Consider the following 14,398-nt stretch of genomic DNA (forward strand, 5'->3'; position numbering starts at 1 on the left):
CCGGCTGCTGTATGTAGGCTGACAGCCTGTTGCCGTTGTGAACGGCGCTGACAGCTGCGTCTTTACACAGCGAGCCCCTGGAGACCGCGCTGGCTCAGTCGAGCCCGAAGGCCTCGCGCAGCGCGTTGCAGAACATGCTGCTGCCGCTGATCGACAGGGTGATGGTGGTGCGCGCCGGGCCGGGCGTGCGGGCATGCACCGCAATGGTGCCGCTGGCGTCGTCGAATGCCAGATCCAGGGGCGTGGCCACCTCCTGCACGCAAGCCAGGTCGTAGTCCCATTCGCCGCCCTCGTCGGCCGGGCCGCAGCCACCGGGAAACTGCGCATGTGCCCAGGCCAGCACCTGTGCCACTTCGGCATGCAGGGCCGCCACCTGCGCTGGGGCTACTGCCGCCATCGCATCGAACGTGCCGGTGCCCTCGAAGTCTTCGCTGTAGTCGAAATCCAGGTAGCGCAGGGGCATGGCGTGAGGTGGAGGCAGGGTGGGCCGTGCATTGTCGCGCAGCAGGGGGCTGCATTTCCTAGAATGGCTGAGTTCGCTTCTCCGAGGTCTTCCCTTTCATGCCTGCTGCCAGCACCGACGCCATCCTGCACATCAACGGCCTGTGCTTTGCCTACCCCGAATGCCCGTTGTTCCAGGGCCTGGACGCCCGATTGCCGGCCGGCACCACGCTCGTGCTCGGCGCCGACAGCAGCGGAAAGACCAGCCTGCTGCGCCTGTTGGCGGGCGAGCTTGTCCCTGACGCCGGCCAACTGGTGCTGCAGGGCGTTCCTTTGCACGCATCACCTGCCGCCTACCGGGCCCAGGTGTTCCAGGGCGACCCGCGTTCGGATGCGCTGAGCGAACAGGTGGCGCAGGACTGGCTGGCTGCGCTGCCCGCCCGCTACCCGCAGTTCGACGCGGCGGCGCTGGCCCGGCACATCGAGGGCTTCGAGCTGCAGGAGCATCTGCACAAGCGCTTCCTGATGCTGTCCACAGGCACGCGGCGCAAGGTGTGGACGGCCGGGGCCCTGGCCTCGGGTGCAGCGCTCACGTTGATCGACGAGCCCGTGGCGGGGCTCGACAAGCCTTCGGTGCAGTACCTGCAGCAGGCTCTGGCCGCCCTGGCCACGCAGCAGGACCGGGCCGTGGTGGTCGCCCACTACGATGCCCTGGTGGGTGTCCCCTGGCAGGCGACCATCACGCTGCCTGACCGGTAACCCTGGCCGAACAGGATCGTTTCCCAGGCCCTAAACTGGGGCCTGCGCCGCCATTGCGGCCGTTTTCACCGGAAATTCCCATGGACGCCCTTCTCTTCGCCCCTGTCGCCGTGGCCATCGCCCTGACGCCCGGCCCCAACAATTTCTGCGGCCTCAACAACGGCATCCGTGCCGGCGTGGGCGCAGCCCTGGTGGGCACCCTCGGGCGCGCGGCGGCGTTTGCGATTTTTCTCACCGTGTCGGCCGTGGGCCTGGGGGCCATGCTGCTGGCGTCCGAAGCCGCCTTCACCGCCGTGAAGTGGGTGGGCGCCTGCTACCTGTTCTGGCTGGGCTGGCGCGCCTGGCGCAGCCGTGAGTTCAATGGCCTGGAGGTCGTGGACGGGGCCGAGGTGGCTGCGAGCGCGGCGCCGGTGCGCCTGTGGTCGCTGATCACGCAAGAGTTCCTGCTGGGTATCACCAACCCCAAGGCCATCATCCTGTTCGCGGCCATCTTTCCGCAGTTCATCGACCCGGCGCAGCCGGCGGCGCGCCAGTTCCTCATATTGGGCAGCGTGTACCTGGCTGCGGAGTTCGTCGCCACGGCGGTCTACGCCGCCGGCGGGCGGCAGATCCGCCGCTTCATCCGCACTTCGCGCGGGGTGGTGCGCCTGAACAAGGCCACGGGCGGCTTCTTCATGGGCGCGGGCGGCCTGCTGCTGGCCACGAACCGCTGAAAGGCCTGCTGCGGGGCCCGCTGCCCGCCCATGAAGCGCCGTAAAGCGAGGGTAAAGGCAGGGTAAATCCCTTTGCCTGCGCGCCGGAGTGTCTCGGCGCATGGCTACCATAGCCACGATTCCATCTGTTGCGTCCACCATGCCGTCCCTCCGTTTCCTGCCTGTGTCTCCGCGGTCCCTCTTGCGCCAACAGGGGCGCGCCCTGTGGTGGGTCGTGCTGCTGGTGCTCATCGCCGCTGCTGTGGGGGGCGGGCTGTGGTGGAGGCAGCGCCAGGCGGCGCCGGCCCAGGCCGATGCGCCTGCGGGGCGCGGCGGCCCGGGCGGCCCCGGTGGCCGGGGGCCGGCCCGTTTCAGCGCGGGCGGCCAGACGCAGCCGGTGTCGGTCGGCGTGGTGCGGCGCCAGGACGTGCGTGTACAGGTCAACGCCATCGGCACCATGAGCGCACGCGCCACGGCGGTCGTGCGCGCCAAGGTCAGCGGCGAGCTGACCAGCCTGCGCTTCAAGGAGGGCGAGGAGGTCAAGGCCGGCCAGTTGCTCGCCGAGATCGACCCGCGCAGCTACCAGGCCTCGCTGGGCCAGGTGCAGGGCAATCTTGCACGCGACCAGGCCCTGCTCAAGAACGCGCAGCTCGACCTCAAGCGCTACCAGGACCTGCTGGCCAAGGACTCCATCGCCAGCCAGCAGGTGGACACCCAGGCCGCCCAGGTGCGCCAGCTCGAAGGCACCGTGGCGGCAGACCAGGCGCAGGTGGACGCCGCCAGGCTGCAGCTGAGCTACACCCGCATCACCGCGCCCATCGCCGGGCGCCTGGGCCTGCGCCAGGCCGACCGGGGCAACGTGGTCGGCCCCTCGGACGCCACGGGCATCGTCACCATCAACCTGGTACGGCCCATCGACGCCGTGTTCTCCGTGCCCGAGGCGCACCTGGCGCAGATCAACCAGCGCCTGGCCCAAGGCGCCGAGCTGCCCGTGGAGCTGTGGGACCGCGAGCAAAAGCGCCGCTTGGCGCGTGGCCGCCTGGGCGCCCTGGACAACGCCATCGACGCGACTACGGGCACCATCAAGGTCAAGGCCAGCTTCGCCAACGAGGACGGCACGCTGTTCCCGAACCAGTTCGTGAATGTGCGCCTGCAGGTCAATCTGTTGGAAAACGCGCTCACGGTGCCCGGCACGGCCATCCAGAACAACTATGTCTACCTGGTGCAGCCCGACGGCACGGTGACGCAGCGGCGCATCCGCGTCGGCGTGGCCGATGGCGACCGCGTGGCGGTCGAAGGGGAACTCAAGGACGGCGACCGGGTGGTGGTCGACGGCATCGACCGCCTGCGCGAAGGCGCCAAGGTGGCCGTGATCGATTCGAACGCCGCCGCCCGCGCCGACGAGGCTGTGCAGGAGGGCGGCGCGCGCCGCGCCGCGATGCGCAACCTGACCCAGGAAGAGCGCGACAGACTGGCCAAGATGACGCAGGAAGAGCGCCGCGCCTTCTTGCGCAGCAAGCGCAACCAGCCCGGCGCGGCCGGACCTGCAGGGGCAGCCAGCGGGACGGTGGGTGGCGAGCCCGCCACCGCGGCACCGGCGCCTGCCGCATCGGCCGAAGGCGGCGCCCCTGGCGGTGAGCGCCGCCCTGGCATGTCGCCCGAGGTGCGGGCCCTGCTTGACAAGATGAGCCCCGAGGAGCGCCAGAAGCTGCAGGCCATGGCGCCCGACGAGCGCCGCGCCTTCATCGGCGGCAAGATGCAGGCGGCCGGCATGGCGGCCCCTGGCGCAGCGGCCTCGCGCTGACGCGGCCCCGATCACCCTGAAGCGGGCCCCGCCCCCATGAACCTTTCGCGCATCTTCATTCTGCGCCCCATCGCCACCTCGCTGCTGATGGTGGCGCTCTTGATCGCAGGCCTGCTGGCCTATCGGCTGCTGCCCATCTCGGCCCTCCCCGAGGTGGACTACCCCACCATCCAGGTCACCACGCTGTACCCGGGCGCCAGCCCCGACGTGATGACCTCCAATGTCACCGCGCCTCTGGAGCGCCAGTTCGGCCAGATGCCGGGCCTCGCGCAGATGTCCTCCACCAGCTCGGGCGGGGCCTCGGTCATCACGCTGCGCTTTGCACTCGACATGGCGATGGACGTGGCCGAGCAGCAGGTGCAGGCGGCCATCAACGCCGGCAGCAACCTGCTGCCGAACGACCTGCCCATGCCGCCCATCTACAGCAAGGTGAACCCGGCGGACGCACCCATCCTCACGCTGGCCATCACCTCGCCCTCGCTGCCGGTGATCCGCGTCAACGACCTGGTGGAAAACCGCCTGGCGCCCAAGCTCTCGCAGGTCAAGGGCGTGGGCCTGGTGGCCATCGCCGGTGGGCGCCGCCCGGCCGTGCGCATCCAGGTCAACCCGGTGGCGCTGGCGGCGGTGGGCATGACGCTCGAAGACGTGCGCAGCATGATCGCCTCGTCCAACGTCAAGCAGGCCAAGGGCGGCTTCGACGGCCCGGCACGCGCTTCCACCATCGACGCCAATGACCAGTTGCAGTCGGCGGCGGAGTACCAGAACCTGGTGATCGCATTGCGCAATGGCGTGCCCGTGCGCCTGAGCGACGTGGCCGCCACGGTGGACGATGCCGAGAACACCCGCCTGGCCGCATGGGCCGGCACGCCCGACACGGGGGCGCGCGCTGGCGTGATCCTCAACATCCGGCGCCAGCCCGGCGCCAACGTGATCGAGACGGTGGACCGTATCAAGGCCCTGCTGCCCCAGCTGCAGAGCACGCTGCCGGCCTCGCTGGATGTGCAGATCCTGACCGACCGCACTGTGACCATTCGCGCCTCGGTCAAGGACATGCAGGTCGAGCTGGCCCTGGCCATCGGCCTGGTGGTGGCGGTGATCTTCGTGTTTTTGCGCAGCGCCTCGGCCACGCTCATCCCCAGCGTGGCGGTGCCACTGTCGCTGGTGGGCACCTTCGGTGTCATGTACATGGCGGGGTTTTCGATCAACAACCTCACGTTGATGGCGCTGACCATCTCCACTGGCTTCGTGGTGGACGACGCCATCGTGATGATCGAGAACATCGCGCGCTACGTGGAAGAGGGCGAACATCCGCTGCAGGCCGCGCTCAAGGGTGCCAAGCAGATCGGCTTCACCATCATCTCGCTGACCATCTCGCTCATCGCCGTGCTGATCCCGCTGCTCTTCATGGGCGACGTGGTGGGCCGGCTGTTCCACGAGTTCGCGATCACCATGGCCGTGGCCATTTTGATCTCGGCCGTGGTCTCGCTCACGCTCACGCCCATGCTGTGCGCGCGCCTCTTGCGCCACACGCCCGAGGAGAGCCATGGCCGCCTGTACCAGGCCACGGGCCGCTTCTTCGACCGCACCATCGCCCACTATGGCCGCGCGCTGAACTGGGTGCTGGGCCACCAGGGGCTTACCTGGGTCGTGTTCATCGCCACGCTGGCGCTCACGGTGCTGCTGTACATGGTGGTGCCCAAGGGCTTCTTCCCGGTGCAGGACACGGGCACGCTGCAGGCCACGACCGAGGCGGACCAGTCGATCTCGTTCGCCGCCATGGCCGAGCGCCAGCAGCAGCTGGCCGAGCGCATCCTGCGCGACCCGGCGGTGAAAAGCGTCTCGTCCTTCATCGGGGTCGACGGCGCCAACACCACGCTCAACACCGGTCGCCTGCTGATCGACCTGAAACCCCATGGCGAGCGCGACAAGGCGTCCACCGTGGTGCGCCGCCTGGCCGACGACACGGCCGACCTGCCCGGCATCCGCCTGTACGCCCAGCCGGTGCAGGACCTGACCATCGAGGACCGCGTGGCGCGCACGCAGTACCAGTTGCTGATCTCCTCGCCCGATTCGGCGCAGTTGCAGGCCAGCACCGCCGACCTGGTGCGCCGCATGCGCGGCCTGCCGCAACTGGCCGACGTGGCCAGCGACCTGCAGAGCCAGGGCCTGCAGGCCTTCGTGCAGATCGACCGGGCCCAGGCCAGCCGCCTGGGGGTCACGGTGTCGGGCATCGACACGGCGCTGTACAACGCCTTTGGCCAGCGCCTCATCTCCACCATCTTCACCCAGTCCAACCAGTACCGCGTGGTGCTGGAGGTGGCGCCGCAGTTCAAGGTGGGCCCCGAGGCGCTGGCCAACATCTACGTCACCTCCACTGCGGGCAAGCCGGTGGCGCTGTCCACCGTGGCGCGCATCGAAGAGCGGCCCATGGCCCTGGGCGTGAACCACGTGGGCCAACTGCCCGCAGCAACCATCTCGTTCAACACCGCGCCCGGCGTGGCGCTGGGCGATGCGGTCAAGGCCATCCAGGCCGAGCAGGCCGCCGCCAAGGAAGCGGGGCTGCTGCCGCTGTCGGTGGAGACCAGCTTCCAGGGCGCGGCGCTGGCCTTTCAGGCCTCGCTGTCGAACACGCTGCTGCTGATTCTGGCGGCGGTGGTCACCATGTACATCGTGCTCGGCGTGCTGTACGAGAGCACCATCCACCCGGTCACCATCCTCTCCACCCTGCCATCGGCTGGCGTGGGCGCGCTGCTGGCGCTGCTGGTGACGGGGCTCGATGTGGACATCATCGCCATCATCGGCATCGTGCTGCTGATCGGCATCGTCAAGAAGAACGCGATCATGATGATCGACTTCGCGCTGGAGGCCCAGCGCGAGCAGGGCATGGGTGCGCGCGAGGCCATCTACCAGGCCTGCCTGCTGCGCTTTCGCCCGATCCTGATGACCACGCTGGCGGCCCTGCTGGGCGCGCTGCCGCTGATGCTGGGCACGGGCGTGGGCAGCGAGCTGCGCCATCCGCTGGGCGTGACCATGGTCGGCGGCCTCATCGTGAGCCAGCTGCTCACGCTGTTCACCACGCCGGTGATCTACCTGACCTTCGAGAACGCGGCCGAGCGCTGGCGCGCACGGCGCGCGGCCAAGGCGGCACATGCCGAGGGAGCGGTGTGAGCCTGTCCACCCCCTTCATCCACCGGCCCATCGCCACCATGCTGCTCACCATCGGCCTGGCGCTGGCGGGGGCGGTGTCGTACTTTCTGTTGCCTGTAGCGCCGCTCCCGCAGGTCGACTACCCCACCATCTCGGTCTCGGCCAGCCTGCCCGGGGCCAGCCCCGATACCATTGCCGCCACGGTGGCCACGCCGCTGGAGCGGGCCCTGGGGGCCATCGCGGGGGTCAATGAAATCACCTCGCGCTCCACACTGGGCAGCACCTCCATCACGCTGCAGTTCGACCTGAGCCGCACGGTGGACAGCGCCGCGCGCGACGTGCAGGCGGCCATCAACGCATCGCGCACGCTGCTGCCCACGGGCATGCCCAGCAACCCCACCTACCGCAAGGTGAACCCGGCTGATTCGCCCATCATGATCCTGGCGCTCACGTCCGACTCGCTCACGCGCGGGCAGATGTACGACGCGGCCTCCACCGTCATGGCGCAAAAGCTCTCGCAGGTCGAGGGCGTGGGCCAGGCCTCCATCAGCGGCGGCGCATTGCCCGCCGTGCGCGTGCAGCTCGACCCGTTGCGCCTGGCGGCCAACGGCGTCTCGCTGGAGCAGGTGCGCGCGGCCATTACCAGCACCAATGCCAACCGGCCGCTCGGTTCGGTCGAGCGCGAGGACCACTACTGGCAGGTGACCGCCAACGACCAGGCCCGCGTGGCGGCCGACTACGCGCCCCTGGTGCTGCGCTGGAAGGACGGCAACGCCATCCGCCTGGCCGACGTGGCCCAGGTCACCGACTCGGTGCAGGACGTGCGCAACTTCGGCGTGGCCAACGGCAAGCCCGCCATCCTGCTGCAGGTGTACAAGCAGCCCGGCGCCAACATCCTCGAAGCCGTGGAGCGCGTGCGCGCGCTGCTGCCGGCGCTCAAGGCATCCATCCCCGCGGCCATCGACATCGAGATCGTCTCCGACCGCACGCCCACGCTGCGCGCCTCGGTCAAGGAGGTGGAGCGCGCCCTGCTGATCGCCGTGGCGCTGGTGATCATGGTGGTGTTTCTGTTCCTGCGCAATGCGCGTGCCACGCTGATCCCCAGCGTGGCGGTGCCGGTGTCGCTGGCGGGCACCTTCGGCATCATGTACCTGGCGGGCTACACGCTCGACAACCTGTCGCTGATGGCGCTCACCGTGGCCACCGGCTTCGTGGTGGACGATGCCATTGTGGTGCTCGAGAACATCATGCGCCACATGGAGCGCGGCAAGACCGCGCTGCAGGCTTCGCTCGACGGCGCGCGCGAGATCGGCTTCACCGTGGTGTCCATGAGCATCTCGCTGATCGCGGTGTTCGTGCCCATTTTGTTCATGGGCGGCATCGTGGGCCGGTTCTTTCGCGAATTCGCCATCGTCATGTCGGCCGCCATCCTGGTGTCGCTGGTGGTCTCGCTGACCACCACGCCCATGATGTGCGCCGTGCTGCTCAAGCAGCACCGCGCGCCCAGGGCGCCCAGCCAGTCCCGCTGGGCGCGCTTTTCGCGCTGGGTCGACCGGCTACAGGAGCGCGGCCTGCGCGCCTACCGCCGCAGCCTGGCCTGGTGCCTGCGCCACCAGCCCGTGGTGCTGCTGGTGCTGGCGGGCGTGGTGGCCAGCAACGTCTACCTGTACACCGCCATCGACAAGGGCTTCATGCCCGAGCAGGACACGGGCCGCATCTCGGGCTTCATCCGGGCCGACCAGGCCACCTCGTTCCAGGCCATGGAGCAGCGGCTGCAGCGCTTCCTGTCCATCGTGCAGGCCGACCCGGCCGTGGAGCATGTCACGGGTTTCACGGGGGGCTGGCAGCGCAATGCGGCGATGATGTTCATGTCGCTCAAGCGCGGGCCGGGGCAGGAGAGCTCCGAGGTGGTGATCAACCGCCTGCGCGAGCAGCTCAAGAACGAGCCCGGCGCGCGCCTGTTCATGACACCCCAGCGCGACATCCGCATCGGCGGGCGGCAGAGCAGCGCCTCGTTCGACTACACCCTTCAGGCCGACGACATCGCCGAGCTGCGCACCTGGGAGCCGCGCATCCGCCAGGCCCTGTCGCAGCTGCCCGAGCTGGAGGACGTGAACAGCGACGTGCAGGACTATGGCCTGCAGACCACGCTGGTGATCGACCGCGACGCGGCCACCCGCATGGGCCTGACGGTGGCCACCATCGACGCCACGCTCAACGACGCCTTCGGCCAGCGCCAGGTGGGCGTGATCTACAACCCGCTCAACCAGTACCGCGTGGTGATGGAAGCCGCGCCCCAGTACCTGCAGGACCCCGAGACGCTGCGCAGCTTCTTCTTCGTGAACAACCTGGGCCAGCAGATACCGCTCACGGCGTTTGCGCGCATCACGCAGACCAACACGCCGCTGTCGGTCAGCCACGACCGGGGCACGCCGGCCAGCACGGTGAGCTTCAGTCTGGCGCCGGGTATTTCGCTGTCGCAGGCGACCGACGCGGTGCACAACGCGGTGTCCGAGCTCGGTGTGCCGGTGGGCATCCGCGGCACCTTCGGCGGCACGGCCGGGGCCTTCCAGGACGCGCTGGCCGGGCAGCCCCTGCTGATCCTGGCGGCCATCATCACCATCTACCTGGTGCTGGGCATTCTGTACGAGAACCTGGTGCACCCGCTCACCATCCTTTCCACCCTGCCATCGGCCGGCGTGGGGGCGCTGCTGGCGCTGATGCTGTTCAAGACCGAGTTCTCGCTGATCGCGCTGATAGGGGTGATCTTGCTCATCGGCATCGTCAAGAAGAACGCGATCATGATGATCGACTTCGCGCTGGTGCGCCAGCGCGGCGGCCATGTGAGCGCCGCCCAGGCCATCTACCGCGCCTGCAACCTGCGCCTGCGCCCCATCCTCATGACCACCATGGCGGCTATCTTCGGCGCGCTGCCGCTGGCCCTGGGTCGGGCCGACGGTGCCGAGCTGCGACAGCCCCTGGGCATCGCCATCGTGGGCGGGCTGCTGTTCAGCCAGGTGCTCACGCTCTACACGACGCCCGTGGTCTACGTGGCGCTGGACCGCCTGCGCGCCCGCGTGCTGCGCACGGCGCGCCGCTGGCGCAGACAGCGCCCAGCGCCGGGCCCCGCCGTGGCGCTTCAAGGAAACGATTGATGCTTTCGACCCCTTCTTCCCCGTTCCCCGCACGCCTGGCGCTGTCGCTCGCCGTGCTGGTCCTGCTCGGCGCCTGCGCCAGCCAGCAGGCCTACGAGCGCCCGGCCATGGACATCCCGCCGGACTACAAGGAAAGCAGCGCTGCCGCCCAGGGCCTGTGGCAGCCCGCCCAGCCCGGTGGCGACCAGGCCGTGCCTACGGCATGGTGGTCGCTGTATGGCGATGCCACGCTCGACACCCTTCAGCAACAGGCCGCCGCCGGCAACCAGAACATCGCGCTGAGCGTGGCCCGCCTGCGGTCCGCGCAGGCGGCCGTGGCCAGCAGCAGCGCCAGCCTGTTGCCCAGCCTGGGCGCCAGCGCCAGCAGCTCGCGCTCGCGCAGCGGCGGCACGGTGCAAAGCGATGGCAGCAGCGTTTCGCGCATCGGCACCAGCCATTCGCTGGGCCTCAACGCCAGCTGGGAGCTGGACCTGTGGGGCCGCATCTCGGGCACGGTGGATTCCGCACGCGCCAGCGCCCAGGCCAGCGCCGACGACCTGGCCGCCATGCGCCTGTCGGTGCAGGCCACGGTGGCGCAGACCTATTTTTCGCTGCGCGCCGCCGAGGCCCAGGCGCGGCTGCTGCGCGAAACGCTCGATGCCTATGACCGCAGCTGGGAGCTCACGCGCAACCGCCAGGCCGCCGGCGTGGCATCGCTGGCCGACGTGGCCCAGGCCGAGGCGCAGTACAAGAACACCCAGGTGCAACTGCTCGAATCCGAGACCAGCCGCACCCAGCTCGAACATGCGCTCGCCGCGCTGGTGGGCCAGGCGCCCGCCGCCTTCAGCCTGCCGGCCACGGCCGAGCTGCCGGCCCCACCGCCCGTGCCCGCGCAACTGCCCTCGCAGCTGCTGGAGCGCCGCCCCGACATCGCCGCCGCCGAGCGCCGCGTGGCCGCCGCCAATGCCCAGATCGGCGTGGCGCGCGCGGCCTTCTTCCCGGCGCTCACGCTCTCGGGCTCGGCCGGTTACCGGGGTTCGGAGCTGTCCAACCTGCTGAGTGCACCCAACCTGTTCTGGTCGCTGGGCCCGGCGCTTGCGGTCTCTCTGTTCGATGGCGGTGCGCGCAATGCCGCCGTGGAATCGGCCCGCGCCAGCAACGACCAGGCCGCTGCGAGCTACCGCCAGACGGTGCTGACGGCGCTGCAGGAGGTGGAGGACAACCTCACTGCCGCCACCGCCCTGGCGCAGGAGCAGCAACTGCAGACCGAGGCCCTGGCCGCCGCCCAGCGTGCGCTCGACGTGGTGAACAACCAGTACCGCGCCGGCACCGTGGGCTTTCTCAACGTGATCACGGCGCAGGCCAGTGTGCTTTCGTCGCAGCGCAGCCTGATCGACGTGAAGAACCGCCGCCTGGTGGCCGTGAACACCCTGCTCAAGAACGTGGCGGGGAACTGGGAGCCGTTGGCGCGGTGAGGGGCGCTGGCGCGCGTCACCGCGCCCGTCAATCCGCCGACGCGCCGCGCGACCGCGAGCCCTCATCCAGGATCCACGCGCGGAACGCTGCGAAGGCTGGCAGGTCCAGCCGGTCGGGCCGGTAGCACAGGTAGTGGCCCTGGTCCACGCGGATGGGGCTGCCGCAGGGGGCGAGCAGCGAGCCCTCGGCAAACTCCTTTTGCACCAGCAGGGCCGGCACCAGACCGATGCCCAGGCCGTTGAGGGCGGCCTGGATCAGCGCCGAATACTGGGCGAAGCGTGGGCCCGCGAGGGTCTGCACCTCGGGCACGCCATGCTGCGCGGCCCATTGGCGCCAGGCGGTGGGCGCGCCCTCATGGTGCAGCAGGGTGTGGCCCAGGATGTCGGCGGGCTGGGCGATGCGGTGGCGCCCCTCGACCAGGCTGCGCGCCACGATGAGCACGAACTCGCGCCCCGCGATGTACTCGGACACCACGCCCGGCCAGCCGTCGGGCCCGTAGCGGATGGCGGCATCCACCCCGGCCGGTATGCCGTCGCTGGGCTCCAGGTGGCGGCTGAAGCTGAGCATCACGTGGCGGCTTTTCTGGCTGAAGTCCGGCAGGCGCGGGATCAGCCACTTGGTGAGGAAGGTGGGCACGCTGGCCAGCGTGAGCAGGCCCGCGCCCGCGTCGCCCGAGCGGGCCTCGAAGGTGGCCGCCTCGATGGCGCGCAGCCCGCCCGAGATCTTCTGCCAGTAAACGCGACCTTGTGGTGTGAGCTCCACCCCGCGGCCGTTCTTCTGCAGCAGTTGGCGGCCCAGAAAGGCTTCCAGCCCTGCGACCTGCTTGCTGACCGCGCTGGCGGTGATGCACAGCGCGCCCGAGGCGAGGGTGATGCTCTGGTGCCGGGCCACGGAGTCGAAGGCCAGCAGTTCCTGGATGGTCGGGCAGTCGCGTTTCATATCCGGGTTTGGTGAAAGCTGTGTGAAAAAAGTTTTCCAATTGCTCAACTGTCTTCATCCAGGTTTCACCCATCATGGGGCGGTCTCTCCCTAGAATTTGGCCAGTGCTGCGGCATGCCTTGTGGCGGACAGTAGCGCATCCGGAAAATATGCCGGTGATTCTGACATTGGAGATAACAACGTGGTCCGCGGCATTTCCCTCATCTACGGCCTGTACCTGCTGCTGCCCATCGCACTGCTCATGGTCGGCAGCGTGGGCGGCAACTGGACCAACACGCTGCTGCCCACGGGCACCACGGGCCAGTGGTACCTCGACCTCTGGCAGGGCACCTCGTTCCGCAAGGCCTTCGTGAGCAGCCTGGTGGTGGCCATGGCGGCCTGCGCCATCAACACCGTGCTGGCGCTGCCCCTGGCCTATGCCCTGTACCACGGCGCGCGCCGCAGCGGCGGTATGGCGGCGCGCATCGTGAGCGCCATGCCGGTGGCCGTGCCGGCCATCACCCTGGCCTTTGGCTACATGGTGGTGTTCAACACCGATCTTGCGCCCTGGCTCGGCTCCATGCCGCTGCTCATCGCGGCGCATGCCGTCCTCACGCTGCCCTACCTCACCAACACGCTGCTGACGGATCTGCGCCACCTGGACCTTGGCCGGCTGGAGCAGGCAGCGGCCACGCTGGGCGCCTCGGGCTGGCAGCAGTTCACCGGCATCGTGCTGCCCAGCCTGCGCCAGAGCCTGATCAGCGGGCTGGTCATGGTGGCCGCCATCTCGGTGGGCGAGTTCGGCGTATCGAACCTGCTCACCAGCTTTCAGAACCGCACCTACCCGGTCGTGCTGCTGCAGGCCTTCTACGGCGCCACGGGCTTTGCCTGCGCCGCCACGGTGATCCTGCTGGTGCTGGCCGGCGCATCGGCCCTCCTGTCCTCCTCTTTGGTAAAGCAGCGCCCATGAGCCTCGTCCTCGACAACGTCAGCTACCACTATCCCGGCAGCACGCACGGCCTGCACGAGGTCTCCCTGGATGTGCGCACCGGCGAACTGGTGGCGGTGATCGGGCCCAGCGGCTCGGGCAAGTCCACGCTGCTCCAGCTGGTGTCGGGGCTCACCACCGGCCACACGGGCCACATCGCCTTCGATGGCAAGGACATGTCTCGCACACCGGTGCACGAGCGCCGCATGGGCATGGTGTTCCAGAGCTATGCCCTGTTCCCGCACCTCAGCGTGCTCGACAACGTGGCCTATGGCCTCAAGCTGCGCAAGGTGGGCGTTGCCGAGCGCCACCGGCGAGCGCAGGAGCTGCTCGACATTGTGGGCCTGGGTGGCTACGCGAAGCGCGGCGTCGGCCAGCTCTCGGGCGGGCAGCAGCAGCGGGTGGCACTGGCCCGTGCGCTGGCCATCGACCCCCTGGCGCTGCTGCTCGACGAGCCCCTCTCTGCCCTCGACGCCAGTGTGCGCGGACATCTGCGCGACGAGATCCGCGCCATCCAGCAGCGCTTTGGCGCCACCACGCTGCTGGTCACGCACGACCAGGAGGAAGCGCTGGTGATGGCCGACCGCGTGGCCATGCTCAAGGACGGCCGGCTGCTGCAGATCGCCACCCCGCGCCAGATCTACGAGCAGCCCGCCAGCCGCGCGGTGGCCGAGTTCGTTGGCCTCTCGACCCTCCTGCCTGCCAAAGTGGCATCGCCCGGGCGGCTCGACCTGGGGTTTGCCGAACTGGCGGCCGACACGGGCACCCGCGCTGCAGGCGCCCAGGTGTATGTGCTGGTGCGCCCCGAGCATATCCAGCCCGATCCGCCGCCAGGCAGCCTGAACCGCCTGGCCGGGCGCACCGGTGCCCAGCGCTATCTCGGCGCGCTCACGCGCTACGACTTCGAGGTGCCCGGTGCGGCCAAGCCCTTCCTGGCCGAGTCGCCCATACCTGCGGCTCAAGCCATCGCCATCGCGCCCGAGCACATCCGCCTTCTTGACGACTGAGTTCCTTCCCTCACCCAACCCATCCCACCGAG

General features: G+C 69.4%; 10 protein-coding genes. 8 read left to right on the plus strand and 2 right to left on the minus strand.

Translation table 11 applies throughout. The features are described from left to right. Positions 1–94 precede the first annotated feature (94 nt). Positions 95–463, minus strand: coding sequence for a hypothetical protein (locus tag QYL93_RS19705; protein WP_305745231.1), 369 nt, complete (start codon positions 461–463; stop codon positions 95–97). Between the two features lie 98 nt (positions 464–561). Here QYL93_RS19705 and QYL93_RS19710 point away from each other — a divergent pair, with 98 nt between their 5' ends. From QYL93_RS19710 to QYL93_RS19735, 6 genes are all read left to right on the plus strand, one after another. After that, positions 562–1,200: an ABC transporter ATP-binding protein gene (locus QYL93_RS19710; protein ID WP_305745232.1), complete on the plus strand. Its 639-nt coding sequence runs from the start codon at positions 562–564 to the stop codon at positions 1,198–1,200. Positions 1,201–1,280: 80 nt separating this feature from the next. Next, complete coding sequence (locus QYL93_RS19715) at positions 1,281–1,913, plus strand: LysE family translocator (RefSeq protein ID WP_057266123.1); 633 nt, start codon at positions 1,281–1,283, stop codon at positions 1,911–1,913. Between the two features lie 139 nt (positions 1,914–2,052). Then, positions 2,053–3,696 (plus strand): MdtA/MuxA family multidrug efflux RND transporter periplasmic adaptor subunit, encoded by a 1,644-nt coding sequence (locus QYL93_RS19720; RefSeq protein WP_370877006.1) that lies wholly within the window; start codon positions 2,053–2,055, stop codon positions 3,694–3,696. Positions 3,697–3,732: 36 nt separating this feature from the next. After that, a complete protein-coding gene (locus QYL93_RS19725; protein ID WP_305745234.1) occupies positions 3,733–6,864 on the plus strand; it encodes an MdtB/MuxB family multidrug efflux RND transporter permease subunit in 3,132 nt (1,043 codons plus the stop codon). Further along, positions 6,861–9,998 (plus strand): efflux RND transporter permease subunit, encoded by a 3,138-nt coding sequence (locus QYL93_RS19730; RefSeq protein ID WP_305745235.1) that lies wholly within the window; start codon positions 6,861–6,863, stop codon positions 9,996–9,998. Before QYL93_RS19725 ends, QYL93_RS19730 begins: the two co-directional genes overlap by 4 nt. After that, positions 9,998–11,452, plus strand: coding sequence for an efflux transporter outer membrane subunit (locus QYL93_RS19735; RefSeq protein ID WP_305745236.1), 1,455 nt, complete (start codon positions 9,998–10,000; stop codon positions 11,450–11,452). Before QYL93_RS19730 ends, QYL93_RS19735 begins: the two co-directional genes overlap by 1 nt. A 28-nt stretch (positions 11,453–11,480) precedes the next feature. Here QYL93_RS19735 and QYL93_RS19740 read toward each other — a convergent pair whose 3' ends face one another. Then, the gene (locus QYL93_RS19740; RefSeq protein ID WP_305745237.1) at positions 11,481–12,392 is read right to left on the minus strand and encodes a LysR substrate-binding domain-containing protein; all 912 of its coding nucleotides are present in this window, start codon (positions 12,390–12,392) and stop codon (positions 11,481–11,483) included. Between the two features lie 181 nt (positions 12,393–12,573). Between QYL93_RS19740 and QYL93_RS19745 the strand changes: the two genes are divergently transcribed. Together QYL93_RS19745 and QYL93_RS19750 are read left to right on the plus strand one after the other, a co-directional pair. Then, positions 12,574–13,341: an ABC transporter permease gene (locus QYL93_RS19745; protein ID WP_305745238.1), complete on the plus strand. Its 768-nt coding sequence runs from the start codon at positions 12,574–12,576 to the stop codon at positions 13,339–13,341. Next, entirely contained in the window at positions 13,338–14,366 is a 1,029-nt protein-coding gene (locus QYL93_RS19750; protein ID WP_305745239.1) for an ABC transporter ATP-binding protein, read from the plus strand. The genes QYL93_RS19745 and QYL93_RS19750 overlap by 4 nt, the downstream gene beginning before the upstream one ends. The last annotated feature ends 32 nt before the right edge of the window (positions 14,367–14,398 follow it).

It is taken from the genome of Acidovorax sp. A1169, assembly GCF_030704685.1.
GTDB lineage: Bacteria > Pseudomonadota > Gammaproteobacteria > Burkholderiales > Burkholderiaceae_C > Acidovorax.